Annotated in this window: 24 protein-coding genes; 16 read left to right on the plus strand and 8 right to left on the minus strand. The window is 72.2% G+C overall.

Translation table 11 applies throughout. From position 1 onward, the window contains the following. The first annotated feature begins 21 nt into the window (after positions 1 to 21). A complete protein-coding gene (locus ACF1G2_RS29250; RefSeq protein ID WP_391801173.1) occupies positions 22 to 669 on the plus strand; it encodes a thymidine kinase in 648 nt (215 codons plus the stop codon). Between the two features lie 89 nt (positions 670 to 758). Here ACF1G2_RS29250 and ACF1G2_RS29255 read toward each other — a convergent pair whose 3' ends face one another. Further along, the gene (locus ACF1G2_RS29255; RefSeq protein ID WP_391801174.1) at positions 759 to 1,199 is read right to left on the minus strand and encodes a heme-binding protein; all 441 of its coding nucleotides are present in this window, start codon (positions 1,197 to 1,199) and stop codon (positions 759 to 761) included. Between the two features lie 97 nt (positions 1,200 to 1,296). Beyond that, entirely contained in the window at positions 1,297 to 2,541 is a 1,245-nt protein-coding gene (locus ACF1G2_RS29260) for an MFS transporter (protein ID WP_391801175.1), read from the minus strand. Positions 2,542 to 2,849: 308 nt separating this feature from the next. Between ACF1G2_RS29260 and ACF1G2_RS29265 the strand changes: the two genes are divergently transcribed. The 3 genes from ACF1G2_RS29265 (at position 2,850) to ACF1G2_RS29275 (ending at position 7,924) form a co-directional block, all read left to right on the plus strand. Next, entirely contained in the window at positions 2,850 to 5,483 is a 2,634-nt protein-coding gene (locus tag ACF1G2_RS29265) for a YfhO family protein (protein WP_391801176.1), read from the plus strand. Positions 5,484 to 5,595: 112 nt separating this feature from the next. Continuing rightward, complete coding sequence (locus ACF1G2_RS29270; protein ID WP_391801177.1) at positions 5,596 to 6,561, plus strand: glycosyltransferase family 2 protein; 966 nt, start codon at positions 5,596 to 5,598, stop codon at positions 6,559 to 6,561. A 4-nt stretch (positions 6,562 to 6,565) separates the two neighbouring features. Further along, the gene (locus ACF1G2_RS29275; RefSeq protein WP_391801178.1) at positions 6,566 to 7,924 is read left to right on the plus strand and encodes a polysialyltransferase family glycosyltransferase; all 1,359 of its coding nucleotides are present in this window, start codon (positions 6,566 to 6,568) and stop codon (positions 7,922 to 7,924) included. Positions 7,925 to 8,088: 164 nt separating this feature from the next. Here the strand turns inward: ACF1G2_RS29275 and ACF1G2_RS29280 are convergent, their stop codons facing one another. Beyond that, positions 8,089 to 8,859, minus strand: coding sequence for a VOC family protein (locus ACF1G2_RS29280; RefSeq protein ID WP_391801179.1), 771 nt, complete (start codon positions 8,857 to 8,859; stop codon positions 8,089 to 8,091). A 290-nt stretch (positions 8,860 to 9,149) separates the two neighbouring features. On the opposite strand from ACF1G2_RS29280, the gene ACF1G2_RS29285 reads away from it, so the two are divergent. Further along, a complete protein-coding gene (locus tag ACF1G2_RS29285) occupies positions 9,150 to 9,986 on the plus strand; it encodes a sulfurtransferase (protein WP_391801180.1) in 837 nt (278 codons plus the stop codon). Positions 9,987 to 10,110: 124 nt separating this feature from the next. Here ACF1G2_RS29285 and sepH read toward each other — a convergent pair whose 3' ends face one another. Further along, positions 10,111 to 11,175: a septation protein SepH gene (gene sepH, locus ACF1G2_RS29290; RefSeq protein ID WP_391801181.1), complete on the minus strand. Its 1,065-nt coding sequence runs from the start codon at positions 11,173 to 11,175 to the stop codon at positions 10,111 to 10,113. A 417-nt stretch (positions 11,176 to 11,592) separates the two neighbouring features. Between sepH and ACF1G2_RS29295 the strand changes: the two genes are divergently transcribed. Further along, positions 11,593 to 12,408: a hypothetical protein gene (locus ACF1G2_RS29295; RefSeq protein ID WP_391801182.1), complete on the plus strand. Its 816-nt coding sequence runs from the start codon at positions 11,593 to 11,595 to the stop codon at positions 12,406 to 12,408. A gap of 3 nt (positions 12,409 to 12,411) precedes the next feature. Here the strand turns inward: ACF1G2_RS29295 and ACF1G2_RS29300 are convergent, their stop codons facing one another. Further along, positions 12,412 to 13,752 (minus strand): D-arabinono-1,4-lactone oxidase, encoded by a 1,341-nt coding sequence (locus ACF1G2_RS29300; protein WP_391801183.1) that lies wholly within the window; start codon positions 13,750 to 13,752, stop codon positions 12,412 to 12,414. Continuing rightward, positions 13,691 to 14,953 carry an MFS transporter gene (locus ACF1G2_RS29305; protein ID WP_391801184.1) on the minus strand — a complete coding sequence of 421 codons (1,263 nt, stop codon included), beginning with the start codon at positions 14,951 to 14,953 and terminating at the stop codon, positions 13,691 to 13,693. Before ACF1G2_RS29305 ends, ACF1G2_RS29300 begins: the two co-directional genes overlap by 62 nt. 133 nt (positions 14,954 to 15,086) lie before the next feature. Here ACF1G2_RS29305 and ACF1G2_RS29310 point away from each other — a divergent pair, with 133 nt between their 5' ends. Further along, complete coding sequence (locus tag ACF1G2_RS29310) at positions 15,087 to 16,214, plus strand: ferrochelatase (RefSeq protein WP_391801185.1); 1,128 nt, start codon at positions 15,087 to 15,089, stop codon at positions 16,212 to 16,214. 9 nt (positions 16,215 to 16,223) lie between these two features. Continuing rightward, positions 16,224 to 17,060 (plus strand): inositol monophosphatase family protein, encoded by an 837-nt coding sequence (locus ACF1G2_RS29315; protein WP_391801186.1) that lies wholly within the window; start codon positions 16,224 to 16,226, stop codon positions 17,058 to 17,060. Positions 17,061 to 17,197: 137 nt separating this feature from the next. Here ACF1G2_RS29315 and ACF1G2_RS29320 read toward each other — a convergent pair whose 3' ends face one another. Continuing rightward, a complete protein-coding gene (locus ACF1G2_RS29320; RefSeq protein ID WP_352188021.1) occupies positions 17,198 to 17,371 on the minus strand; it encodes a hypothetical protein in 174 nt (57 codons plus the stop codon). Between the two features lie 394 nt (positions 17,372 to 17,765). On the opposite strand from ACF1G2_RS29320, the gene ACF1G2_RS29325 reads away from it, so the two are divergent. The 4 genes from ACF1G2_RS29325 (at position 17,766) to ACF1G2_RS29340 (ending at position 21,406) form a co-directional block, all read left to right on the plus strand. After that, positions 17,766 to 18,419: a response regulator transcription factor gene (locus tag ACF1G2_RS29325; protein WP_024758527.1), complete on the plus strand. Its 654-nt coding sequence runs from the start codon at positions 17,766 to 17,768 to the stop codon at positions 18,417 to 18,419. Positions 18,420 to 18,423: 4 nt separating this feature from the next. After that, entirely contained in the window at positions 18,424 to 19,659 is a 1,236-nt protein-coding gene (locus ACF1G2_RS29330) for a sensor histidine kinase (RefSeq protein WP_391801187.1), read from the plus strand. A gap of 394 nt (positions 19,660 to 20,053) precedes the next feature. Beyond that, on the plus strand, positions 20,054 to 20,350 hold the full coding sequence (locus ACF1G2_RS29335) for a DUF4193 domain-containing protein (RefSeq protein WP_003955561.1): 297 nt from the start codon (positions 20,054 to 20,056) through the stop codon (positions 20,348 to 20,350). Between the two features lie 12 nt (positions 20,351 to 20,362). Next, positions 20,363 to 21,406 carry a hypothetical protein gene (locus tag ACF1G2_RS29340; RefSeq protein ID WP_391801188.1) on the plus strand — a complete coding sequence of 348 codons (1,044 nt, stop codon included), beginning with the start codon at positions 20,363 to 20,365 and terminating at the stop codon, positions 21,404 to 21,406. A gap of 54 nt (positions 21,407 to 21,460) precedes the next feature. On the opposite strand, the gene ACF1G2_RS29345 is transcribed toward ACF1G2_RS29340, so the two are convergent. After that, positions 21,461 to 21,967 carry a DUF3093 domain-containing protein gene (locus ACF1G2_RS29345; RefSeq protein ID WP_391801189.1) on the minus strand — a complete coding sequence of 169 codons (507 nt, stop codon included), beginning with the start codon at positions 21,965 to 21,967 and terminating at the stop codon, positions 21,461 to 21,463. Between the two features lie 58 nt (positions 21,968 to 22,025). Between ACF1G2_RS29345 and ACF1G2_RS29350 the strand changes: the two genes are divergently transcribed. From ACF1G2_RS29350 to ACF1G2_RS29365, 4 genes are all read left to right on the plus strand, one after another. Continuing rightward, positions 22,026 to 22,610, plus strand: a complete 585-nt coding sequence (locus ACF1G2_RS29350; protein WP_352188026.1) for a PaaI family thioesterase — start codon at positions 22,026 to 22,028, stop codon at positions 22,608 to 22,610. Further along, on the plus strand, positions 22,610 to 23,122 hold the full coding sequence (dut, locus tag ACF1G2_RS29355) for a dUTP diphosphatase (protein WP_030146953.1): 513 nt from the start codon (positions 22,610 to 22,612) through the stop codon (positions 23,120 to 23,122). Before ACF1G2_RS29350 ends, dut begins: the two co-directional genes overlap by 1 nt. 1 nt (position 23,123) lies before the next feature. Then, positions 23,124 to 23,885: a DUF3710 domain-containing protein gene (locus tag ACF1G2_RS29360; protein WP_391801190.1), complete on the plus strand. Its 762-nt coding sequence runs from the start codon at positions 23,124 to 23,126 to the stop codon at positions 23,883 to 23,885. A 167-nt stretch (positions 23,886 to 24,052) separates the two neighbouring features. Next, positions 24,053 to 24,787 (plus strand): ABC transporter ATP-binding protein, encoded by a 735-nt coding sequence (locus ACF1G2_RS29365; protein WP_391801191.1) that lies wholly within the window; start codon positions 24,053 to 24,055, stop codon positions 24,785 to 24,787. Positions 24,788 to 24,904: the final 117 nt, after the last annotated feature.

The following is a 24,904-nucleotide window of genomic DNA, read 5'->3' on the forward strand; positions in this document are numbered from 1 at the left end:
CTGAAAGGTCCTCGACCTCCCATGCCCGAGCTGGTGTTCTTCTCCGGAACGATGGACTGCGGAAAGAGCACCCTCGCTCTTCAGATCGAGCACAACCGCTCCACCCGTGGCCTCCAGGGCATGATCTTCACGCGGGACGACCGGGCGGGCGAGGGCAAGCTCTCCTCGCGGCTCGGCCTGGTCACGGACGCGGTGGAGGCGGCTGAGGGCTTCGACTTCTACGCGTACCTCGTCACCCATCTCTCCAAGGGCGGCCGCTGCGACTACGTCATCGCGGACGAGGCGCAGTTCCTGTCGCCCGAGCAGATCGACCAGCTGGCCCGGGTCGTCGACGATCTCGCGCTCGACGTCTTCGCCTTCGGCATCACCACCGACTTCCGCTCGAAGCTCTTCCCCGGTTCGCAGCGGCTCGTGGAGCTCGCCGACCGGGTCGAGGTGCTCCAGGTCGAGGCCCTGTGCTGGTGCGGTGCGCGGGCCACGCACAATGCACGGACCGTCGGCGGCGCGATGGTCGTCGAGGGCGCGCAGGTCGTGGTCGGCGATGTGAACGTGGGCGACGAGATCGGCTACGAGGTGCTGTGCCGACGCCATCACCGCAAGAGGATGACGAGCGCCACGGCGCGAGCGGCCGCGCTGTCTCCGGACGTCCTGCCCGTCACGCCGGGCTGAGCCGCCGGAGCGCGGTCGCGGCGCACGAAGCCCGGTGCCGTCGGCACCGGGCAGGGGCATGCACTCGTGAGGGGCGTCCCGGCGCCGGGTCAGCGCACGCCGGCGCCGAGGCTCTCGACGGCCGCCGTGGCGAAGCCGTGGTCCTGCTCGGGGGCGCCGCCACCGACGCCGATGGCGCCGACGAGCCAGCCGTCGCGGTGGACCGGCAGGCCGCCGGCGATGAAGAGCAGCGGACGGTCGAGCGCCGTGGTGAGGCTGTGGAACGGGCCGTCGGGCTTGACCAGGTCGACGAGGTCGGCGGTCGGGGCGTCGAGCTGGAGGGCCGTGTACGCCTTGCGGGTGCTCGTCTCGCCCGAGATCAGCACGGCGCGGTCGTCGCGGCGGAAGGCGAGCAGGTGGCCGCCCGCGTCCAGGACGGTGACGCTGACGGTGACCCCGGCGGCCTCGGCGGCGCGGACGGCGGCGGTGAGCAGGATCTCGGCGTCCTGCGTGTTCAGCGGGGTGACGGCGGGGGCGGTGGTGGTGCTCACGGTGGTGACTTCCTTGACAGTGGGGGAGCAGCCAGACGGCCACGCCCAGGATTCTCGGGGGTACGGGGTACGGGGGTGCCGGGGGGGGGTACGGAGTTCAGCGCAGCCCGGCCGGGACCCGCTCGGCGTCGGTCCGGACCCGGACGGCAGCGTCGTCGGCAGCGGCCCCGGCGTCCGTACGGATCGACGCGGCGACCCGGGTTCGCCGGTCCAGGAACGCGGCGAGGAAGGCCAGCAGGAGGGCGGTTCCGGAGAGGAGCGCACCCACCCAGTTCGGGGCGGTGAAGCCGAGGCCCGAGGCGATGACGACACCGCCGAGCCAGGCGGCCAGGGCGTTGCCGAGGTTGAAGGCGCCGATGTTGGCGGCCGACGCGAGCGTCGGGGCCTGCTTGGCCTGGTCCAGGACCCACTTCTGCAGCGGGGGCACGGTGGCGAAGCCCAGCGCGCCGATCAGGGTGAGCGTGATCGCGGCGAGGACCTTGTGGTGAGCGGTGGCCGTGAAGGTCAGCAGCGTCAGGGACAGCGCGCCGAGGGCCACGAAGAGCATGGGCATCAGGGCGCGGTCGGCGAACTTTCCGCCGAGCAGGTTGCCGAGGAACATGCCGATGCCGAAGAGGACGAGCAGCCAGGTCACGGCGCCTTCGCTGTAGCCGGCGACCTCGGTCATCATCGGGGTGATGTACGTGACGGCCGCGAACACGCCTCCGTAGCCGAGGACGGTCATCGCCATGGCGAGCCAGACCTGGACGTTCCTGAAGGCGGCGAACTCGGTGCGGACGCCCGAGGTCTCCGGCGGGCCCGTCTCGGGCACGAGCCTGGCCACGCCGAGGAAGCCGACCACGCCGAGCGCCGCGACGACGGTGAAGGTGACGCGCCAGCCGGCCGCCTGGCCGATGTAGGTGCCGAGCGGGACGCCGACGACGTTGGCGACGGTCAGGCCCATGAACATCAGCGAGATCGCCGACGCCTTCTTCTCCGGGGCGACCAGGCCCGCGGCGACGACCGAGCCGATGCCGAAGAACGCGCCGTGGGCGAGGGAGGCCACGATCCGGCCGGTCAGCATCATCCCGAAGGTCGGGGCGACGGCGGAGAGCAGGTTGCCGACGACGAAGAGGCCCATCAGGAAGAGGAGCATCTTCTTGCGGGACACCTTGGTGCCGAGCACGGTCAGGAGCGGGGCGCCGAACACGACACCGAGGGCGTAGCCGGTCACCAGCCAGCCGGCCGTGGGAATGGTGACACCGAAGTCCCCGGCGACCTGAGGCAGCACGCCCATGATCACGAACTCGGTGGTGCCGATCCCGAAGGCCCCGATGGCCAGGGCCAGGAGCGCGAGAGGCATGGTGAAGCACCTTCCAGAAATGATTGCAGGGGGGTCTTGCGTGCTTCGACAATAGTTGCAGACGCTGGCTAAGTGCAAGCGGAGAGTATTGCGGGCGGTGGATACCGCCGTGTGCAGCGATCCGATCCCGTCGATCCCGTAGGGCGGTGGCACCTCGTGTTCACCTCCGGTGCGCCGGAAGACCGCCTTCTGATCGGATTCGAGACGCCCGGCTCGGCGGTAATGGCCCTCTGCCCGTGACGTGGACGTGGACGTGAACACCGGGCCCACGCGCGACCGCGCGCCGCCCGACACACCCCGGAGGACGTGTGCCCCCTGCTGCCGAGACCGTGCCCGACCAGGGCGAAGGCGCGCGCACCGAGGGCGGGCAACCCGGCGCGGCGCAGGGGACGGGGAAGCGGCCGCGGCGGTACCTCGACCGGGCCCGGCGCAGCATCCGCGTACGCGGCGCCGTCGCCGCGGCCCTGCTGACGTCCCTCGTCTTCTGCCTCGGCACACGGCTCGCCGGCAGCCATCCGTTCGGGTCCACCACCCGCAACACGGTCGACCTCGGCCAGCAGTACCTGCCCTTCCACGCCCACTGGCGCAAGGTTCTCCTCGGCGAGGCCCACGGCGACCTGTTCCTCAACTGGAGCGCGGGCTTCGGGTCGAACTTCCTCGGCGACTACGGCACGTACCTGAGCAGCCCGTTCGACCTGATCGTCGTGCTCTTCCCGGCCGACCGCACGGAACTGGCCCTCTACGTCATCACCGTCGCCAAGATCACCGCCGCCGGTGCGGCCATGGCGGTCCTGCTCCTCAGGCTCCGCCGCGGACCCTGGCAGGTGGCGGCCGTCCTGGGCGCGGCGTACGCACTGTGCGGCTGGACCCTCAACTACGGCGCCACCGTCCCGATGTGGCTCGACGGGCTGCTCGCCTTCCCCCTGCTCTGCCTGGTGGGGGAGTGGGCCCGCACCGCGCGCCGCCCCGTCCTCGGCCCGCTCGTCGTCGCCCTCGCCTGGTACGCCAACTTCTACACCGCGTACATGGCTACCCTCGGCGCCGCCGTCGTCCTGACCGTCCGTCTGCTCACGGAGGGCACGACCGCCCGCCGGCGTCTGGCCGGACTGCTGCGCGCAAGCCGCTCCGTCCTCCTCGGCATCGCGCTCGCGTCCCCGCTCATCCTGGTGATCTTCCTGGCCACCCGGGTCGCCGACCCGACCCCCGAGGTGACGTTCGCCCCCGTCGCCTGGACCGAGGTGTTCGCCCGGCTGCTCCCGGCCACGGCCAGCGTCGCCACCCCCGCCCTCTTCATCGGCACCCCGGCCCTCGCACTCGCGCTGACGCTGCCCTTCAACAGCGCCGTGGCCCCCAGGCTCCGTATCGCCTGGACCGCTGCGATCGTCCTGGTCGGGCTCTCGCTCCAATGGGGCCCCACCCATCTGCTCTGGCACGCGGGCGCCTCGCCCAACGGGCTGCCGTACCGTCAGACATTCGTACTCTGCGGACTGCTGCTCATCGCGGCCTGGCTGTCCACCGCCCGCGGACTGCCCCCGCTGCCCGCCCTCCTCGGCGGCGCCGCACTCCTCGCCGCCCTCGCCTTCGCGGCCCGCGACAGCCTCGTCGTCGACCGCTGGACCTACCCCGCCTTCGCCGCCGCCCTGGCCCTCGCGGTGCTCGCCGCCGTCGCCGTCCTGCTCGCCCGGCGGTACGCGGCCGGAGCCCGAGCCCTGTCGGCCCTGGCGGTCGTCCTCCTCGTCGTCGCCCAGGCCGGGGAGACCGCGCTCACCGGAGGCAGGATCGCGGAGCAGGAGCTGAGCAAGGTCCAGTGGAACCCGCGCCTCGGACCCTGGCAGGAGGACATGGCGCGCGCCGTGGAGGCGAAGGACGCCTGGCCGCGCCACCGTACGGATCCGGGCGAGATCCCGGGCGGCAACGACGTCCTGCTCGTGGGCGGCCAAGGAGCCGAGTACTACTCCAGCCTCACGGCGGACACGTACGCGCGCACCCTCTCCGCCCTCGGCTTCGGCTTCTGGGCCAAGGGCCGCCACCCGGTCACCCTCGACAACCCGGTGACCGACGCGATCTTCTCCATCGGCACCCGGATGCGCTCCACGCCTTCGGCGCCGGTCACCCCGGACACTCTGCCCGAGGGCCGGATCACCGTCACCGACACGCCCGTGCCGCCGCTCGTCACGGTCCGTCCGGATGTGAAGCTGCCCGCGCGTGACGCCGCGTTCGGCGACTCCCCGTTCGCCAACCAGGAGTTGCTGCTGGGCTCGACCGTCTACACGGTGCCGGGCTCGCTCCGCCGTACGGACGGTCCCGGGGGCGTCACCACGCTGAACGCCTCGTGCCCCGAGGGCAGTCAGGTCTGGCTCTGGGCACCCGAGCTCAAGGGCACGGCCGCCCTGGCCGGGCAGCCGCCCATGACCTTCTTCGGCGGACTGCCCTCGGTCCAGGGCCCGATGCAGACGCTCGGCGCGGTACCCGCATCCGGCGCCGTACGGATCGAGCTGCGCGGCGACGCGCGGGCGGCCTCCCTGCCACGGGAGCCCGTGGCCTGCCTGGACAGGGCGCGCCTCGACACCGCCGTACAGCGACTGACGGCGACGGGCGCCACCTCCGTCCATGTCTCCGGCCACACGATCACCGCCGAACTCCCGGCGGGCAGCGGAGGAACAGCCCTCATCGCCGCCCCGCGCATCTCCGGCTGGAGCTGCGCGGCCGGAGACGCCCCGCCGGCCCCCGCGCAGCGCTACCTCGGACTCCTGGCCGTCCCGATCGACCCCACGACGACCTCGGTCAGCTGCGCCTTCCGGCCCCCGGGGCTGCGCCTGGGCGGCGCGGTCGCCGCCATAGCGCTGCTCGTCCTGCTCGCGCTCGGCTTCCGGCACCGGTTCGCACGCGGGGCGACAAGAGTTCACCTGGAGGCCACATCGGGCTCCACCGGCGGGAGATGACGATGGATACGCTGCCCGCCCGACCGGCGTCCGCCCTGGTGAAGACCGTGAGCCGAGTCGCCTGAGTGATCGATTGCCTGTCAGTACGTCTGGCTGAGTGTGGGGATTCCGAGTGCCGAAGTTGTCCGTCATCGTCCCGTTCCACAATGTCGGGATCTATGCGTCCGACACCATGCGAAGCCTCGCGAACAACGCGGACCCGGATTTCGAGTTCCTGCTGATCGACGACTGCTCGACGGACGAGACGCCGTATGTCCTCGACCGCTGGCAGAGCCGCATCCCGAACGCCAGGGTCATCCGTCACGAGACCAACCTCGGCGTGGCGCAGGCGCGCAACACCGGGATCGACGCGGCCACCGGCGACCACATCACCTTCCTCGACGGTGACGACTGGTATGCCCCGGGCCATCTGCGCGGCATGGTCCGCGGCATCGAGGCCCTCGGCTGCGACTTCGCCCGCACCGACCACGTCCTGTCCACCGGCACCAAGCGCGCCATCCGGTACGCCCCCGCCAAGCGCCGTGAGGCGGTGATGGATCCGCGCGACGGCATCGCGCCCGCCAGCATGGTGACGATGGTCGACTACCCCTTCGTCCCCTTCGGGATCTACAGCGGCCGGCTCTTCGAGAACGGCGAATCGCGCTTCGAGACGAAGCTGCGCACGGCCGAGGACCGGCTCTGGATCTGGCGCCTCCACCTGAAGGCCACCAGCTACGCGGCCCTCGACCTGCACGGAGTCTTCTACCGGCGCGGCGTCACCACCTCGCTCACCCAGATCACCGACAACCGCCAGCTCGACTTCATCCCCTCGTACGACCTCCTGCTCGACGAGGTGTCCGCCGACCGCGACGCCGACCGCTTCCTGCCCAAGGCGGTCCGCACGTACTGCGCCATGATCGCCTTCCACATGGGCAAGGCCGACCAGTACGAGCCGGCCGTCACCAGGCGACTCAAGCGGAACGTGACCGACGCCCTGCGCCGGATGCCGCAGCAGGTGCTCGACGAGACGCTGGCGACGATGGACCCCGCGCGCAGCACCCTGCTCCGCGGCCTGCGCGCCACCGGAAGGACGGCCTGACCCCATGACCGCGACGACAGCGAAGAGCGCGACCGCGCGTATCCAGATCTTCGAGGTGTCCACGCTCTACGGCGCGGCCACGCTCGCGGCGGCGATCGACGCCGGCCAGTTCGGAGCCCCCGACGACGGCCGGCGCATCCTGCTCGTGTCGAACAACGCGGCGATCCCGGAGACCTCGCTGCGCCTGGAGACGATGACCGGCTACGACCGGATCGCCTCCCGCTTCGACGAGGTGATCGACTGGAACGAGGCCGTCCACCCGCACCACCCCGCCACCTGGGCGCCCCGCCCGGAGGAGGCCCCGCTGTGGCAGCGGGTGTTCCGGACGGCCTGGGAGCTGGGCACCGCACCGGTCGAGTTGATCGTCGAGTCCATCCAGGTCAACCCGGCCAAGGCGCTCGCGGCGGTCTTCGCCGAGAGCACCGTCGACGTCTACGCCGACGGCCTGATGAGCTACGGCCCGACGCGCGAGGAGCTGCCGCAGTCGATCGCCTGCCGGATCGGACGGCTGCTCCACCTCGACCTCGTGCCCGGTCTGCGTCCCCTGCTGCTCTCCGAGTACGGCGTCGAGCCCGAGCTCGTACCCGACGAGGCGTTCCGGGGGGTCCTCGCTGAGATCGCCGAGGCGGCCGAGGGCGACCGGCAGGTCACCGCGGCGGTCGAGGCCGAGCCGACAGCCCTTCTCCTCGGCCAGTACCTCGCCTCGCTGGGCATCCTCACCGCCGACGAGGAGGAGGAGCTGCACATCCGGATGCTGCGCGGTGCCGCGGCCGCCGGGCACACGTCGGTGATCTTCAAGCCGCACCCGACGGCGCCCGCCCGCTACGGCACGGCGCTGAACGAAGCCGCGGACGAGGCCGGTGTACGGCTGACGGTCCTGGACGGCCCGCTGCTCGCCGAGACCTTCTACGAGCGCTGCCGGCCGACGCTCGTCGTCGGCTGCTTCTCGACCGCGATGGTCACCGCGTCCGTCTACTACGGGGTCCCCATCGCCCGGGTGGGCACGGACACGGTCCTGGCCCGGCTCACGCCCTTCGAGAACAGCAACCGTGTGCCGCTGACCGTCGTGGACCACATCGTGCCCGACCTCGAGACCGGTACGGGACCGGCCGTCCCCGGAGCCGGACCGAAGACCCTGACGCCGCTGGTCCGTGCCGTGGGCTTCTGCATGCAGTCCAGGCTCCACCCGCTGCTGCGCGACGAGACCGCCGCGTTCCTGGAGAGCCACCGAGGCAACGCGGACATGGCGCGGTACTTCGACGCCGAGCGGCTGACGAAGCTCGGCCTGCCCGGCGGCGATCCGGCCGGTCTGCCCGGCGGCTCCCGGCTGCGCCGGACCCTGACGCGCAGCGGCAGGAGCTGAACCGGGGCTCGACCTGGCCCGGGCCCTGCCTTGCCAGGCAGGGCCGAGCACGGCCGTTCCCGGACCCGCGGGCGGCGGCCCGGGCGGGACCAAGGGGGGCCCAGCCGGGACCGAGGCGGGACCGAGCCGGGGACGGCGGTCCGGTCCCGTCCGCGTCCGCCCGGTCAGTGCGCCGAGTGGACGATCGTGAACACCGCGCCCTCCGGGTCCGCCACCAGCGCGCTCCGGCCCGCCGCGCCCTCCCTGGGCGGCCGCAGCACCTGGCCGCCCAGCTCGGTGACGAGACGGGCGGCCGCGTCGGTGTCGGTGACCTCGAAGTACGTCAGCCAGTGCGCGCCCCGGTCGCGGGGGAGCGCGGTGCCGGCGCCGTGCAGGGCGGCCACCGGACGTCCGTCGAGGTGCAGGGTCAGATAGTCGAAGTCGGCGGAGACGACCGGCTCGGCGTCGTACCCGAACACCGACCGGTAGAACTTGGCGATCGCCGACGTCTCGTACGTCAGGAGCTCGTTCCAGACCGGCGTGCCCGGAGGCCCCGCGGCCGCCGTGCCCCGGTGCACCCCGGCCTGCCATACGCCGAACACCGCGCCGACCGGATCCGAACAGATCACCATCCGGCCGGCCTCGCCCGCGTCGAGCGGGCCGACGGCGACCGTGCCGCCGCAGCAGCGGATGGTCTCCGCGGTCTCGTCGGCGTCGTCGGTGGCCAGATACGGGGTCCAGGCGACCGGCAGATGCCGGTCGGGAGGCAGCTGGCCGATGCCCGCCACCTCTCTGCCGTCGAGCAGGGCGCGCACGTACGGACCGAGCTGCTGCGGGCCGGGCTCGAACTCCCAGCCGAAGAGCCCGCCGTAGAACTCCTGCGTCGCGTCAATGCCGTGCACCATCAAGCTCACCCAACAGGGTGTACCGGGTGTGCGCCGAGTCGCCTCGGTCATCGTCACTCTCTCCTCGGACCATCGTCGTGGCCGTGCGGGGGGACCGAGCGTGCGCACGAGCTCGTACGGGCGGGTGGGAGCGAGGCCCTCGGGGCCCGCCTCGGGTTCCTGCCCGCCGATCACCCGCCGTACACGCGCCGTCGCGCGCCCCGTGCAGATGCTCGCACCCCTGAGCCCTTCTCGCGCCACGGCCGCGCCGCCGTGGGGTCGCCGTGCCGTCCTGGCGTCACCGTGGAACGGACCGGGGGAAGGTGCTCCGGGGCAGCGCGAGCTGCGCGAGGATGGCACCCATGAAGCCCATCATCACCGCAGGCGAACTCGCGAGCGAGTCGGCCGGGGCCCGCCGCCCGATCCTCCTGGACGTCCGCTGGCAGCTCGGCAGCCCGCCGGGGCTGCCCGACTACGAGGCCGGGCACATCCCCGGCGCGGTCTACGTCGACCTGGACACGGAACTCGCCGGGCCTCCCGGCAGCGGCGGCCGGCACCCGCTGCCCGACCCTGAGGTCTTCGGCGCGGCGATGCGCCGGGCGGGTGTCTCGGCGGACACCCCGGTCGTCGTCTACGACGGCGGACTCGGGTGGGGCGCCGCCCGCGCCTGGTGGCTGCTGCGCTGGACGGGTCACACGGACGTACAGGTCCTGGACGGCGGTCTCGCGGCGTGGACGGCCGCCGGGCACGAGCTGTCGAAGGAGACCCCGGAGCCCGAGCCGGGCGACTTCGTGCCGCACCCGAGCGAGGTCGGGCTGCTGGACGCGGACGGGGCGGCCGCGCTGGCGCGCTCCGGGCTGCTGCTCGACGCGCGGGCGGCGGAGCGGTACCGGGGCGACGTGGAGCCGATCGACCCGGTCGGCGGCCACATCCCCGGCGCGGTCTCGGCACCGACGAGCGGGAACGTGGACGAGGACGGTCTCTTCCTCCCGGCGCGGGCGCTGGCGGCCCGCTTCGCCGAGCTCGGCGCCCAGGAGGACGGCGCGGTCGGCGTGTACTGCGGCTCGGGCGTCTCGGGCGCGCACGAGGTGCTCGCCCTCGCGATCGCGGGCATCCCCTCCGCGCTGTACGCCGGCTCCTGGTCGGAATGGTCGAACGACCCCACGCGCCCGGTCGCCAAGGGCGCGGACCCGCAGTAGCGAGCTGCCCTTGCCGGGTGGTGGCCCGCATCCGGCGTTCCGTGTCCGGCGCACCGCCACCGACCCGGGTATGCGAGAAGGGGCCCGCACCGATTGCCGGTGCGGGCCCCTCGTCGTACGGGCGTCAGTCCTGCTTCTTCCTTCGTGTGCCGAAGACGATCTCGTCCCAACTCGGGACCGCCGCCCGGCGGCCCGGGCGGACGCCGTCCGCCTCGGCCTGACGGTCCGTCGTGCCGGTGAGACGGTCGCGGTGGCCCGACACCGCGCGCGGCATCAGGACGTCGGCGTAGGCCGAGCCGGCGCCGGCCGAGGCCGCCGGGGCCGGCGGCTCCTCCGCCTCCGGCTCGTCGGTCGGCTCGGTGGAGGCCGGGTCGGCGCTGCGGTCCGGTACGACCATGTCGCCACGGAAGCTCGGCACCGCCTCCAGCAGGCTGGTCAGCGAGTCCCGTTCCTCCTCGGGATCGGGCACCGGCGCCGGACGCTCGATCTGGCGGTCGAGCGCGCGGTCCAGCGGACGGTCGCGCGGCAGCCGTGCGATCCGCGGGACGAAGGGGAAGCTCGGCTCCGGCGCGGCGGCGATCGTGTCGTCCGTCTCGCCGATCAGCGCGCGCGCCTCGTCGTCCACGGCCTGGACGAGCCGCCGGGGCGGGTCGTACGTCCAGCTCGCCGTGTGCACCTCGCCCGCCACGCGATAGACGAGCAGCACCTCCCACGTGCCGTCGTCACGGCGCCAGGAGTCCCACTGCACGGTGTCCTTCTCGGCGCCGCGCAGCAGCAGCCGCTCCTGCACCGCCTCGCCGAGCTGAGGACCGGTGTTCTCGCCGGGCCGGCGCACGGGCGTCTTGCGGGCCCGCTCGGCCATGAACGCCCGCTCCGCGAGCACGGGTCCCTCGAAGCGCCGTACGCGGTCGACGGGGATCCCGGCGAGCTGGGCGACCTCCTCGGCGGAGGCACCGGCACGTATCCGCGCCTGGATGTCGCGGGGGCGGAGGTGGCTCTCCACCTCGATCTCGATCTGACCGAGCCGCGCGCGGTCGTTGCGCACGGCGGCGCGCAGCCGCTCGTCGATCGGAAGCGTGTACTCCGTGCTGTCAGCAGCCTTCAGCACCAGTCGTGTGCCGTCGTTGGAGACGGCCACGACACGCAGTTCGGGCATGGGGACCTCCCGGGTGGTGCCTGCCGACGTCACGTGCGTCGCTGCTTCCGCTAGTCGAGTGTGGCCTGCCCGGGTGCAGCCTGCCACAACCTTGCCGAGTTGCCCGGCGTGTCGGGCCTGGACCCTGGAACGCCGTTATGGCACGGTTACCCGTCTGCGACGCAGAGTGACCGATGGTCACGCTCTGCAGCGGGCTACCGCGCGATGCCTTGGCGCCGCCGGTTCGAGTGCCGTTTTCGGCCCCCTCCCCGCGTCCCGGCACCCATGAGGGAGCCCAGACCCAGGGATCGCCACAGTACTCCATTCGGGCCACCTGGGTGGACCGGCGCGCCGCCCAACTTCTCCGGGGGTACGGGAGTTGAGTCTCCGTGGTCACCGCCGCCGCGTGGCGCTCTTCACAGAAAGCGCAGAAACGGAACTTTTCACTTCGCCCATTTGTCCCTTGTGGGTATGGATCACGAGAAGAACGGTGAGAAGAAGAAGCTCGACCTGAGCATCGCTCAGGTCTCGGGCTCCGCGGTCGCCGCCGTCGTGGCGGCCAAACTCGCCTCCACGCTCGGCGTGTACGGCACGATCCTGGGCGCGGGTGTGATCAGTGTCATCGCGACCTGCGGCGGCTCGGTCTTCCACCACCTCTTCACGCGCACGGGGGAGCAGATCCGGGAGGTCACCGTCCCCGCCGAGCCGTCGAAGCCCCAGGCGCTCCGGAAGACTCCCGACCGCACCCAGGTCCTCACGGCCGTCGGCGGGCCCGCCGCGCCGCCGTACGACGGGGAGTTCGGCGAGGCGACCACGCACGGCACGCGCGTCCGAGGCTGGAATCGCTCCGCCGTCGGCGCCGCGCTCGTCTTCCTGGTGGCCATGGGAGGCATCACCGCCTACGAACTGATATCCGATCAGGACTTCAGCGGCACGAAGGGGCGGACGACCTTCGGCTCCGTCGTCCGCGGCGACGGAGAGGCGAGGAACGGGACGGCGCCGTCCGACGACGAGCCGACGCGGCAGCAGGGGCGGCCGGCGCAGCAGGACGGCGGCAGCACCCCCGCCGACGACGGGACGCGGGGCACGGGCGAGAGCGCCGCCCCCGACCCTGCGCCGACCCCCTCCGGCTCCACAGGCGAGGACCCGACGCCCACACCGCCCCCGACCCCGCCCGTGACGCCGACTCCGGCACCGTCGGACGCGACTCCGACTCCGACGCCTACTCCGACGGGCACCCCGTCCGCCGGAGTAGGCGCCCCGGAGGCCGGGGCGCCCGCCGAATGACCGTCAGTCGCCCAGTACCCGGCGCAGATAGTCGTTGGCGAAGAGCCGACCGGGGTCGAGCCGGTCACGCAGCGCCGTGAACTCGCCGAAGCGCGGGTAGACCTCGGCGAGGTAGGCGGCGTCCCGGGTGTGCACCTTGCCCCAGTGCGGCCGGCCGCCGTGCGCGGTCATGATGCGCTCCACCGCGGTGAAGTAGGCGCGGTGGGGCGTGCCCTTGTAGAGGTGCACGGCGATGTACGCCGTCTCCCGTCCCGAAGCCGTGGAGAGCGCGATGTCGTCGGCGGGCGCCGTCCGCACCTCCACCGGGAAGCTCACCTTCAGCGGCGAGCGCTCGACCATCGCCTTCACCTCGCGCAGCGCCGGTACGGCCGCCTCACGCGGCAGGGCGTACTCCATCTCCATGAAGCGCACCCGGCGCGGGGAGGTGAAGACCTTGTACGGGATGTCGGTGTACGTACGGGCCGACAGCGCGCGGCTGGAGACCTTGGCCAGCGGCGGGATGACCGGAGGGACCGCGCGGCCCAGCGAACAGGCCAGCTGGAAGACCCCGTTGGAGAGCAGCTCGTCCTCGACCCAGGAGCTGACCTTCCCGGGCGGGGCGGCGGGGCCCGCGCTGCGGTTGTTGCGCTTGGTGTTGCAGTTTTCCGTGTGGGGGAACCAGTAGAACTCGAAGTGCTCGTTCTCCGAGTGCAGCGCGTCGAACTCCGAGGTGACCCGGTCGAAGGTCATCGGCTCCTCGCGCGCGGTGAGCAGGAAGACCGGCTCCACCGCGAAGGTGATCGCCGTGACCACGCCGAGCGCGCCGAGTCCTATCCGGGCGGCGGCGAAGACCTCCGGATTCTCCTTCTCGGAGCAGGTGAGCAGTTGCCCGTCCGCGGTGACCAGCTCCAGCTCCCGGATCTGCGCGGCGATGGAGGCCGAGTCGCGGCCGGTGCCGTGCGTTCCGGTGGAGGTGGCACCGGCGACCGTCTGCTCCATGATGTCGCCCATGTTCGTGAGCGACAGACCCTCGCGGGCCAGCGCCACGTTGAGCCGCTTGAGCGGAGTGCCGGACTCCACGGTCACGGTCATCGCCTCGCGGTCGATGCGCCGGATGCCGGTCAGCAGGTCCGGGCGGATCAGCACCCCGTCCGTGGCGGCGATCGAGGTGAAGGAGTGCCCGGTACCGACCGTCTTCACCCGCAGCCCGTCCGCGGCGGCCTTCCGCACCGCGTCGGCCAGCTCGTCGGCCGAGGCGGGCGTCACCTCCCGCGCGGGGCGGGAGGTGACGTTCCCCGCCCAGTTACGCCACGGGCTGTTCGTCGCCCTCGTGCTCGTCCACCGCTTCGTCGGCGTACTGCTCACGCTGCCCCTCCCGTGTCGGCACCGGCCTGCCCAGCCGGCGATACCCCAGGAGACCCACCGCGACCGCGAGCGCGCCCGAGACGACGGGCACCACGTACGCCGCTTCCGCGCCCGACGCGTCGACCGCCCAGCCGGCGGCCGAGGAGCCGAGCGCCACTCCGACGGCCAGCCCGGTCCCTGTCCAGGTCATGCCCTCGGTCAGCTTGGTGCGGGGTACGTGCGCTTCGACGAGGGCCATGGAGATCACCATCGTCGGTGCGATGGAGAGGCCCGCGACAAAGAGCGCCACGGCCAGCAACGGCAGGTTCCCGGCCAGTAGGAGGGGGATCATACTCACGGCCATCGCACAGACACCCAGGAGCCACATGCGCGACGGCTCGCCCTTGAGGTGCAGCAGACCGAAGACGGCGCCGGCCAGGCACGAGCCCAGCGCGTAGACCGCGAGCACCAGGCTGGCGGCCGCCTTACTGCCCTGTTCCTCGGCGAAGGCCACGGTCACCACGTCGATCGAACCGAAGATCGCGCCCGTGGCGACGAAGGCCAGGGCCAGGACCCGCAGTCCGGGGGAGCGGAGCGCGGAGCCGCCCGAACCTCCGTCGTGCGGGTGGGGAGTGGGCTCGGTGGCGGTCAGCGAGGTCAGCCAGAAGACACCGACGGCGAGGAAGACGGCCGCGAAGAGCGGGCCGGCCTCGGGGAACCAGATCGTCGACAGACCGATCGAGATGATCGGCCCGAAGATGAAGCACACCTCGTCGACGATCGACTCCCAGGAGTACGCGGTGTGGAGCCGGCGGGCCTCGCCGTGGTAGATCGCCGCCCAGCGGGCCCGGGTCATCGCCCCGAGGCTCGGCACGCTGCCGATCAGGGCCGTGAAGACGAACAGGGTCCAGTCGGGCGCGCCCAGCTGGACGCAGAGCAGCAGTCCCGCCGCCGCGGCCAGCGAGACGAGCGTGACCGGGCGCAGCACGCGCCGCTGGCCGTAGCGGTCGACGAGCCGGGAGACCTGCGGGCCCAGCACTGCCGCGGACATCGCCATGGTCGCGGAGAGCGCGCCCGCGAGTCCGTACCGCCCCGTGACCTGGGAGATCATCGTGACCACGCCGATGCCCATCATGGACAGCGGCATCCTGCCGACGAAGCCCGCGACCGAGAACGATCTGGTGCCGGGCGCCGCGAAGATCGCGCGGTAGGGACTGGGCAAGGGGATCTCCGGGGCGTTCGCTCAACACGTGTAATTAATAGCTAAAGCCTACGGTGTTGAACTCGATGGCGCACCAGCTTTTTCGGTCGGGGCAGGCCGTCGGCCGTCGGAGGGGGGTGGGAAGATCGGTGCCATGTCCGATCAGCACGATCCCGCACCGTACGACGCCCTCCTGCTGCTCTCCTTCGGCGGCCCCGAGGGCCCGGACGACGTCGTCCCGTTCCTCGAGAACGTCACCCGAGGCCGGGGCATCCCCAAGGAGCGGCTGAAGGAAGTGGGTCAGCACTACTTCCTCTTCGGCGGCGTCAGCCCGATCAACGACCAGAACCGCGCGCTGCTCGACGCGCTGCGCGAGGACTTCGCGGAGACCGGGCTCGACCTGCCGGTCTACTGGGGAAACCGGAACTGGGCGCCGTATCTCACCGACACCCTGCGGGAGATGGTCACCGACGGCAGGCGCCACATCGCCGTCCTCGCCACCAGCGCCTACGCCTCGTACTCCGGCTGCCGCCAGTACCGCGAGAACCTCGCCGACGCGCTCTCGGAGCTGGAGGCGGAAGGCTTCCCGCTGCCCCGGGTCGACAAGCTGCGGCACTACTTCAACCACCCCGGCTTCGTCGAGCCCATGGTCGAGGGCGTGCTCACCTCGCTCGCCGAACTCGACGAGTCCGTCCGGGCCGGCGCCCACCTCGCCTTCACCACCCACTCCATCCCGGAGTCGGCCGCCGACTCCTCGGGCCCCCTCGGCGAGCACGGCGAGGGCGGCGCCTATGTGAAGCAGCACCTGGACGTGGCCCGCGTGATCGTCGACGAGGTCCGCCGCAGGACCGGCGTCGAGCACCCCTGGCAGCTCGTCTACCAGTCCCGCAGCGGCGCCCCCCACATCCCCTGGCTGGAACCGGACATCTGCGACCACCTGGAGGAGCTGCACGGCGCCGGCGTCCCGGCGGTCGTGATGGTCCCGATCGGCTTCGTCTCGGACCACATGGAGGTCCTCTACGACCTCGACACCGAGGCCACCGCCAAGGCCACCGAGCTCGGCCTCCCGGTGCGGCGCTCGGCGACGGTCGGGGCCGACCCCCGGTTCGCCGCCGCCGTACGGGACCTCGTCCTGGAGCGCGCGTCGAGCGAGCGCGGTCTCCGGACCGAGCGCTGCGCCCTCGGAGCGCTCGGACCCTCCCACGACCTCTGCCCGATCGGCTGCTGCCCCGCGCGGGCGGAGCGGCCCGCGGCGGCCGGCGCCGACAGCCCGTACGCCTGAGGAGCCCCCGTGACCCAGCCCGTGAACCCCGAGCCGGCCGGCGCCCCCGGCCCCGCCCTGCTGACCGAACTGCTCGACCTCGCCCTGGAGGCCGGACGCCGGGCCGGCGCGCTGCTGCGCGACGGCCGGCCGGACGACCTGACGGTGGCGAAGACCAAGTCCAGCCCCATCGACGTCGTCACGGAGATGGACATCGCCGCGGAGAAGCTGATCACCGGCTTCCTCGCCGAGCACCGGCCGTACGACGGCTTCCTCGGCGAGGAGGGCGCCGCCAGCCCCGGTACCAGCGGCGTCCGCTGGGTGATCGATCCCCTCGACGGGACGGTGAACTACCTCTACGGCCTGCCGACCTGGGCGGTCTCCATCGCCGCCGAGCTGCACGGCGAGACCGTCGTCGGCGTGGTCGAGGCGCCGATGCGGAACGAGACGTACCGGGCGGTGCTCGGCGGCGGAGCGCACATCGGGGACCGCCGCCTCGCGGTCCGTCCCGCGCCGCCGCTGGACCAGGCGTTGATCTCCACCGGGTTCGCGTACGTCCAGACCCGTCGCGCCCGTCAGGCGGACGTCGCCCAGCGGATGATCCCGCTGCTGCGCGACATCCGGCGCGGAGGGTCGGCGGCGATCGACCTGTGCGACGTCGCCGCCGGCCGGCTCGACGGCTACTACGAGCGCGGCCTCAACCCCTGGGACCTCGCCGCCGGGGACCTCATCGCCCGTGAGGCGGGCGCCCTGACCGGTGGACGGCCCGGTGAGCGCCCGTCGGGCGATCTGGCCATCGCTGCCCCACCCGGTGTCTTCGAGCCCCTCCAGGAGCTTCTGGAGGACCTCGGCGCCTGGCACGACTGAACCCCGGCGGGACGGCCGCGGGGCTGCCGTCCCCGGAAGGCGGGCGCTCGCGAGGCGGTCGCTCGCGAGGCGGTCGCTTCCGAGGACGCGAAGAGGCCCCGGTGTCGATGGACACCGGGGCCTCTTCGAGTCAGGGGTCAGGCGCTGGCGGCGCCGACCTCCACGCCGTGCTCGGCGGCGAGTCGGTGCAGGTCGTCGAGCTCGGCCTGCTCGACCTCCGCGAGGAAGTCGTCGCCCGTCTCGCGTGCCCGTGTGAGGTCGGTCTGCGCAGCGCTTATGCGCTGCAGCAGTCCTGCGGTGAAAGCGTCCATCGTGCGCCCCCTCGTCATGGGTCGGTGGCACGGGGGTGTGCCGAGGGTGGGTGGATCACACGCTGCTACCTCTGGGGGACAGAGCGGCATGTGGCGTGCCACGTACGTGCCACATTCAGGGCGTGATCACGGGGTGTGCAGACGTCCTCCCCCGGAGTTTCCTCACAGAAACCTCAACTGGCCCGTGAAGTCAGGTGAATTCTTGGTACGCCCCCTCCAACCCCGCCCGCGCTTCCACGCGCCCCCGGTACTTCCCGGAGCCCCTCCCTCCCCGCCTGTACGCCGCCTTACAGCCGGTTTACGCGCGTACGGGGCAGGATGGACACGCACAGTCAGTGCTCACCATCGCCCGGTCCGCATCAGTGGCAGGGGCCCGTAGGAAGGAATGACCGACGTGCGCGTACTCGTCGTCGAGGACGAGCAGCTGCTCGCCGATGCGGTGGCCACCGGACTGCGCCGGGAGGCCATGGCCGTCGACGTCGTGTACGACGGCGCCGCCGCGCTGGAGCGGATCGGGGTGAACGACTACGACGTGGTCGTCCTCGACCGCGACCTCCCGCTGGTCCACGGCGACGACGTGTGCCGGAAGATCGTCGAGCTCGGGATGCCCACGCGCGTCCTGATGCTCACCGCCTCCGGTGACGTCAGCGACCGTGTGGAGGGCCTGGAGCTGGGCGCGGACGACTACCTGCCGAAGCCCTTCGCCTTCACCGAGCTCACCGCGCGCGTGCGCGCGCTGGGCCGGCGGACCACGGTGCCGCTGCCGCCCGTCCTGGAGCGCGCCGGCATCAAGCTCGACCCGAACCGCCGCGAGGTCTTCCGAGAGGGCAAGGAGGTCCAGCTCGCCCCGAAGGAGTTCGCGGTCCTGGAGGTCCTCATGCGCAGCGAGGGCGCGGTGGTCTCGGCCGAGCAGCTCCTGGAGAAGGCCTGGGACGAGAACACGGACCCGTTCACCAACGTCGTACGGGTCACGGTCATGACCCTGCGCCGGAAGCTGGGCGAGCCGCCGGTCATCGTGACCGTCCCCGGCTCCGGCTACCGGATCTGACCCCGTGGCCACGACCCCGGCGCCCCCACAGGCGCCCCCGAAGCCGACCTGGGACCCCAGGGACCCGGTCAGGCCGCTGCTCCGGCCGACCATCCGGATACGGCTCACGCTGCTCTACGGCGGGATGTTCCTGATCGCCGGCATCCTCCTGCTGTCGATCATCTACCTCTTCACCGCGCAGGCCCTCGGCGACAGTGCCTCGGAGCTGCCCTTCAAGGTCGTCAAGGGCGAGGTCCAGCCGACCACGTCCTGGTGCCAGCTGCCCGCCACGGGAACCGGCGAGCAGCTCAACGAAGCCGTCTCCGCCTGTCTCCAGCACCAGCGCGACCTGGCGCTCGACGATCTCCTGCGGCGCTCCCTGTTCGCCCTCCTGGGACTGAGCATCATCGCCTTCGCCTTCGGCTACGCCATGGCCGGCCGGGTGCTCTCCCCGCTGGGCCGGATCACCCGGACCGCCCGCCAGGTGGCCGGATCCGACCTGGCTCGCCGGATCGAGCTGGACGGCCCGGACGACGAGCTGAAGGAGCTGGCCGACACCTTCGACGAGATGCTGGAGCGGCTGGAGCGGGCCTTCACCGCCCAGCAGCGGTTCGTCGCCAACGCCTCGCACGAGCTGCGCACGCCGCTGGCGATCAACCGCACGCTCCTGGAGGTGCACCTCTCCGACCCGGGGGCACCCGTCGAGCTCCAGCAGCTCGGCAAGACCCTGCTCGCCACCAACGAGCGCAGCGAGCAGCTGGTCGAGGGACTGCTGCTGCTCGCCCGCAGCGACAACCAGATCGTCGAGCGCAAGCCGGTCGACCTGGCGGAGGTCGCCTCGCGCGCCGTCGACCAGGTGCACGCGGATGCCGCGTCCAAGGGCGTGGAGATCCGTGCCGAGTGCGAGCCGGCCGTCGTCCAGGGCAACGGTGTCCTGCTGGAGCGGATCGCCCTGAACCTGGTCCAGAACGCCGTGCGGTACAACGTGGCCGAGGGAGGCTGGGTGGAGGTCACCACGGGGACCGAGCACGGCCAGGCGCTCCTGGTCGTCTCGAACACGGGTCCCGTCGTGCCCGCGTACGAGATCGACAACCTCTTCGAGCCGTTCAGACGGCTCAGGCAGGAGCGCACCGGGAGCGACAAGGGCGTCGGACTCGGCCTGTCGATCGCGCGTTCCGTCGCGCGCGCCCACGGCGGCCGTATCATCGCGGAGCCCCGCGAAGGCGGCGGGCTCGTGATGCGTGTCACTCTCCCGATCTGACACACTTCGGGTACCAGCCGGTTCCGTTCGCTTTGCGCGGAATTTCGGATCCCGTTCCTGAGACGCTCATGTGTGATCGATCACAGGGGTGCGCATCCGACACTCCACTCTCCGTGATCGAGAATTCCAGTGGAAAACCCGGAAAAGTCCGGGTTTCCGGGGCTCTGGATGACGGGAAGTACACGGGGTGGCGCCCGTGAAGGACGGCAGGAGGACCGTGTACGGTCCCGTTCGCCACCCAAAGCCGATCACTCGTGAGAGGGCCGGTTGGGTGTCGATTGAGTAACAGACCTTGATGTGAGGCAAAATCTCCGCCTCAGGTCGGGCACAAGTCCGGCCTCTCACGCGTTACGTGCGCTGGAGACACCGCAACCACCCAGAGGGGGAGAGCGACATGGCAACGGATTACGACACCCCACGCAAGACCGACGACGACGTCGATTCGGACAGCCTTGAGGAACTGAAGGCCCGCCGGAACGACAAGTCCACCTCGACGGTCGACGTCGACGAGTTCGAGGCCGCCGAAGGCCTGGAGCTGCCCGGCGCGGACCTCTCGAACGAGGAGCTCGCCGTCCGGGTCCTGCCGAAGCAGGCCGACGAGTTCACCTGCATGAGCTGCTTCCTCGTGCACCACCGCAGCCAGCTGGCTCGGGAGAAGAACGGTCAGCCGATCTGCCGCGACTGCGACTGAGACCGGTCGGCCGTGGCAGGCGACACACCTTCTCGGAAGCGTCGCTTCCGGCTTCCCAGGAGGCCGGAGGCGAATCAGGGCGGCAACGCGGCGGTGGAGGGTGCCCAAGAGGCACCGGAAGCCGAGGAGACCGCCCTCCTGCCCTCTCTCGGCGCACGTGACGACGAGCGGGGCCGCTCGGCCTCGCTCGAAGCGGCCGCGTCCGGCACACCGACGTCCGGCGTGTCCGGAGGCGACGTGTCCGGTGCGCCCGGGACCGACGCGTCAGCGTCACCGGTACCGGCGGAGCGGGGCGGACGCCGTGCCGGCGTCGGCCGGCGCGTCACCGAACCGGCCCGCGCCCAGCTGGACCGTCTGAAGCTCGACCGCGCGCGGATCGACGCCGTCAAACGCGGCGTGAAGCGTGGCGGCGAGAGCGCCAAGGCCGGCATCGGCTATCTCGCCGACCGGATCATCGAGATCGCCCCCCGCGTGCCGGTGCGGGACCTGGCGACCCTCCGCAAGCACTTTCCGGGGCTCGGCCCCGAGCAGATCGCCGACAAACTCGTCGCGGGCGCCTGCAACGCCAGCTCGACGGTCGGCGCCGGCATCGGAGCGGCCGCCATGCTCCCCGTGCCCCCCGCGATGCCCGCGGAACTGGCCGCGGAGATCACCGGAGTCGCCGCGATCGAGATCAAGCTCATCGCCGAGCTGCACGAGGTGTACGGGCACAGGCCGCCCGGCACGCTCACCCAGCGGTCCACGGCCTATCTGACCTCGTGGACGGAGGAGCGGGGCATCGACCCCACCAGGCCCACGACCGTCAACGCGGCCCTCGGCGGGCAGCTCAAGCGCGAGCTGCGGCAGCAGATCATGAAGCGCATGGTGCGCAACCTGCCCAACCTGATGCCGTTCATGGTCGGCGCGGCCGTCGGAGCCGTCATGAACCGCCGCGACACCCGCAAGCTCGCCCAGCACGTCCGCAAGGACCTGCGCGCGCGCCAGGTGCCCTGGGACGCCCTGGAGGGCCTGCCCCCGCTGGAGCAGCCCGAGAACCCCAAGGAGATCGGCTTCTAGCCCCCGGTGCGGGCCGCCTGGCCCTCGGTGCGGGCGCCGACCCTCGCTTCCGGGCTAGCCCTCGGTGCGAGCCGCTTGGTCCTCGGTGCGGGCCGCCTCGACGGCCGCGGCGAGACCCTCCGGGTCACGGCTGGAGAGGTACACGTACGGCGTCGGGTCCTCGGGGTCCGTGACCTCGATCCGTACGGCACCCGGCACATAGCTGCGCAGCAGCATGAAGGCGCGTGGGTCGGCCTTGAACGTGCGCCAGGCCCGTGCCTCCTCCGCGTCCAGCACCTCCGGCGTCCCGAGCGCCGAGACCGGGATACGGGCGTCACCCGCGACCAGCGAGCCGGCCACCACCCGGATCCGGGCGGAGCCGTACGACGAGACGCCCACGGCCGCCAGCGCGCCCGCGGCGATCAGCCCGCCCAGCGTCGCCACCGTGCCCAGCGGGAACATCACCAGACCGCCGCTCAGGGCCAGCAGAACCGTGATGACCCACCACGAGCCGGGAGCGGTCAGCCGCTCGTCGAAGCGCGGTGCGGCAGTCGGAGCGGGGGAGGCGGGGGAAGGCTGCATGCGTCCAAGCTTGGCACGGCGCGACCCGCGGCCGACCTCGCGGGTAAGGTCTGCGCCTGTGACCGCAACATCTCCCGCCCTCACCCCGCCGGCCGACGCCATACCGCCGGTACGCCACCCCGACGCGCCCGCCCCCGGCGAGCTGCTCGGCGCGCACTACGAGCACTGCTTCGGGTGCGGCGGCGGGCAGCCCCACGGGCTCCACCTGGAGGCCCGGGCCGGCGAGGGCGTGACCGTCACGGCCGAGTTCACCGTGACCCCCGACCACCAGGGCGCCCCCGGCCTCGCGCACGGCGGCGTTCTCGCCACCGCGCTCGACGAGACCCTCGGCTCCCTGAACTGGCTGCTGCGCGTCATCGCCGTCACCGGACGCCTGGAGACGGACTTCGCCCGGCCCGTCCCGGTGGGCACCGTCCTCCACCTGGAGGCCGAGGTCACCGCCGTGCACGGGCGCAAGATCTACTCGACCGCCGTCGGCCGGATCGGCGGGCCGGAAGGCCCCGTCGCGGTCCGCGCCGACGCCCTCTTCATCGAGGTCAAGGTCGACCACTTCATCGACAACGGCCGCCCGGAGGAGATCCAGGCCGCCATGTCCGACCCCGACCAGGTCAGGCGCGCCCGCGCCTTCGAGGTGAACCCCTGATGCGCAACCCTGTCGACGTACTGATCCGGCGAGTGGACCCGGACGTACCGATCCCCGCCTACGGCCACCCCGGCGACGCCGGCGCCGATCTCGTGACCACCGAGGCGGCCGTCCTGGCCCCCGGTGAGCGGGCCGTGCTGCCCACCGGGGTCTCCATCGCCCTGCCCGACGGCTATGCCGCGTTCGTGCACCCGCGCTCCGGGCTCGCTGCCAGGTGCGGAGTCGCCCTCGTGAATGCCCCAGGGACGGTGGATGCCGGGTACCGTGGAGAGATCAAGGTGATCGTGGTCAATCTCGACCCGCGTGAGAGCGTGCGGTTCGAACGGTTCGACCGGATTGCCCAACTGGTCGTCCAGCAGGTCGAGAAGGTGCGCTTCCACGAGGTGGCGGAGCTTCCCGGCTCGGCGCGGGCCGAGGGGGGCTTCGGGTCCACCGGCGGTCATGCCGCCGTGGACGGCACAACGGGTGGGAATCGATACGCTTCGGTCGTATCCGACCGGGAAGGACAGTGACGTGTTCGGACGTCGCAAGAAGAGCGGTGCCGCTGAGGACGCAGCGGGCGAGGCCGAGCAGGTCGTCGACGAGGTCGACACTGACGACACGGCCGGTGCGCGGCGTCGGGTGAACCTTCCGCCGGCGCCCCGGCCCGACGGACCGTGGGACATCTCCGAGGTCTCCAAGCCCGAGGACGGGCGCGTGGATCTCGGTGGCATCTTCGTGCCCGGAGTCGAGGGCATGGAGCTCCGGGTCGAGGTGGCGGGCGACGCGATCGTCGCGGCCACCGTCGTGCTGCGCGACAGCGCCGTGCAGCTGCAGGCCTTCGCGGCACCGAAGAAGGAAGGCATCTGGGGCGAGGTCCGCGAGGAGATCGCCTCGGGCATCACCCAGCAGGGCGGTGTCATCGACGAGGTCGAGGGACCCCTCGGGTGGGAGCTGCGGGCCCAGGTCCCGGTGCAGCTGCCGGACGGCACCGGCGGGGTGCAGCTCGTGCGCTTCGTGGGCGTCGACGGCCCGCGCTGGTTCCTGCGCGGAGTCATCTCCGGCCAGGGCGCGGTGCAGCCGGAGGCCGCCGGCCTCCTGGAGCAGATCGTCCGGGACACCGTGGTGGTCCGTGGCGACGGCCCGATGGCCCCCCGTGACCCGATCGTCCTGAAGCTGCCCAACGACGCCCAGATGGTGCCGGACGGCGTGCAGCAGGAGGAGCAGGAGGGCTCGCGCTTCTCCGGCGGCATGGGCCAGCTCCAGCGCGGACCGGAGACCACCGAGGTCCGCTGACCCCGCTCCGTAGCCCCTCAGAACAAGGCCGGTGGGCCGCATTCCGAACACCTTGTCCGGAATGCGGCCCACCGGTGCGTTCCCGCCCCTGGCCGGACCGCCTCTCGGCGACCGATACTGACGGGCGCGCCGAGGGGCGCACCCGTTCGACGAGGGGGAGCACAGGGATGAGCGAGAGCAGCGCGCGGACCGGCACGGCGGTCGCCGAGGACCCGGCCGGCGGGCCCATGGTCCGCGTCGAGAACCTGCGGCGCTCGTACGGTACGGACGCGGCGGCCGTCCACGCCCTGCGCGGGGTCTCCTTCGACGTCCACCGCGGCGAGCTCGTCGCGCTCAAGGGCCGCTCCGGCTCCGGCAAGACCACCCTGCTCAACCTGGTCGGCGGCCTGGACAGCCCGGACGGCGGCCGGATCACCATCGACGGGACGGATCTCGCGGAGCTCGGTGAGAACGGGCTCCTGGAGCTGCGCCGGGACCGCATCGGCTTCATCTTCCAGTCCTTCGGACTCATCCCGATCCTGACCGCCGCGGAGAACGTGGGCGTGCCGCTGCGGTTGCGCAGGGCGGACCCGAAGGAGCGGGAGGAGCGGGTCGCCCTCCTCCTCGCGCTGGTCGGCCTCGCCGACCACGCGGCGCAACGGCCCGGCGAGCTCTCCGGCGGCCAGCAGCAGCGCGTGGCCATCGCACGGGCCCTCGCCAACAGGCCGGCCCTGCTGATCGCCGACGAGCCGACGGGGCAGCTCGACGCGGAGACCGGCCTCGCGGTGATGGAGCTCCTGCGCGCGGTCGTCCGCAGCGAGGGCGTCACGGCGCTCGTCGCCACCCATGACGCGCAGCTCCTGGGGCTCGCTGACCGCGTGCTCGAACTGAGCGACGGCGAGATCGTCGAGCACACCGGGTGACGCGGACGCGGTCGTCGACGTCGGCATCGACGCCGATGCCGACGCCGTAGCGGTCGCCGGGTGGCCCGCACCGGTCCGGGCCACCCCGCGACCGCCCCATCAGAATCCCGTCAATAC

The sequence above is a fragment of the Streptomyces sp. NPDC013457 genome (genome assembly GCF_043089925.1).
Lineage (GTDB): Bacteria > Actinomycetota > Actinomycetes > Streptomycetales > Streptomycetaceae > Streptomyces.

Bases quoted from the DNA above. Each gene is read 5' to 3' on its own strand.
- ACF1G2_RS29310 (WP_391801185.1), top strand. From the start codon at position 15,087: ATGTCCGATCAGCACGATCCCGCACCGTACGACGCCCTCCTGCTGCTC.
- ACF1G2_RS29260 (WP_391801175.1), bottom strand. From the start codon at position 2,541: ATGCCTCTCGCGCTCCTGGCCCTGGCCATCGGGGCCTTCGGGATCGGC.
- ACF1G2_RS29345 (WP_391801189.1), bottom strand. From the start codon at position 21,967: ATGCAGCCTTCCCCCGCCTCCCCCGCTCCGACTGCCGCACCGCGCTTC.
- ACF1G2_RS29365 (WP_391801191.1), top strand. From the start codon at position 24,053: ATGAGCGAGAGCAGCGCGCGGACCGGCACGGCGGTCGCCGAGGACCCG.
- ACF1G2_RS29335 (WP_003955561.1), top strand. From the start codon at position 20,054: ATGGCAACGGATTACGACACCCCACGCAAGACCGACGACGACGTCGAT.
- ACF1G2_RS29275 (WP_391801178.1), top strand. From the start codon at position 6,566: ATGACCGCGACGACAGCGAAGAGCGCGACCGCGCGTATCCAGATCTTC.
- dut (WP_030146953.1), top strand. From the start codon at position 22,610: ATGCGCAACCCTGTCGACGTACTGATCCGGCGAGTGGACCCGGACGTA.
- ACF1G2_RS29295 (WP_391801182.1), top strand. From the start codon at position 11,593: ATGGATCACGAGAAGAACGGTGAGAAGAAGAAGCTCGACCTGAGCATC.
- ACF1G2_RS29320 (WP_352188021.1), bottom strand. From the start codon at position 17,371: ATGGACGCTTTCACCGCAGGACTGCTGCAGCGCATAAGCGCTGCGCAG.
- ACF1G2_RS29250 (WP_391801173.1), top strand. From the start codon at position 22: ATGCCCGAGCTGGTGTTCTTCTCCGGAACGATGGACTGCGGAAAGAGC.
- ACF1G2_RS29285 (WP_391801180.1), top strand. From the start codon at position 9,150: ATGAAGCCCATCATCACCGCAGGCGAACTCGCGAGCGAGTCGGCCGGG.
- ACF1G2_RS29280 (WP_391801179.1), bottom strand. From the start codon at position 8,859: ATGACCGAGGCGACTCGGCGCACACCCGGTACACCCTGTTGGGTGAGC.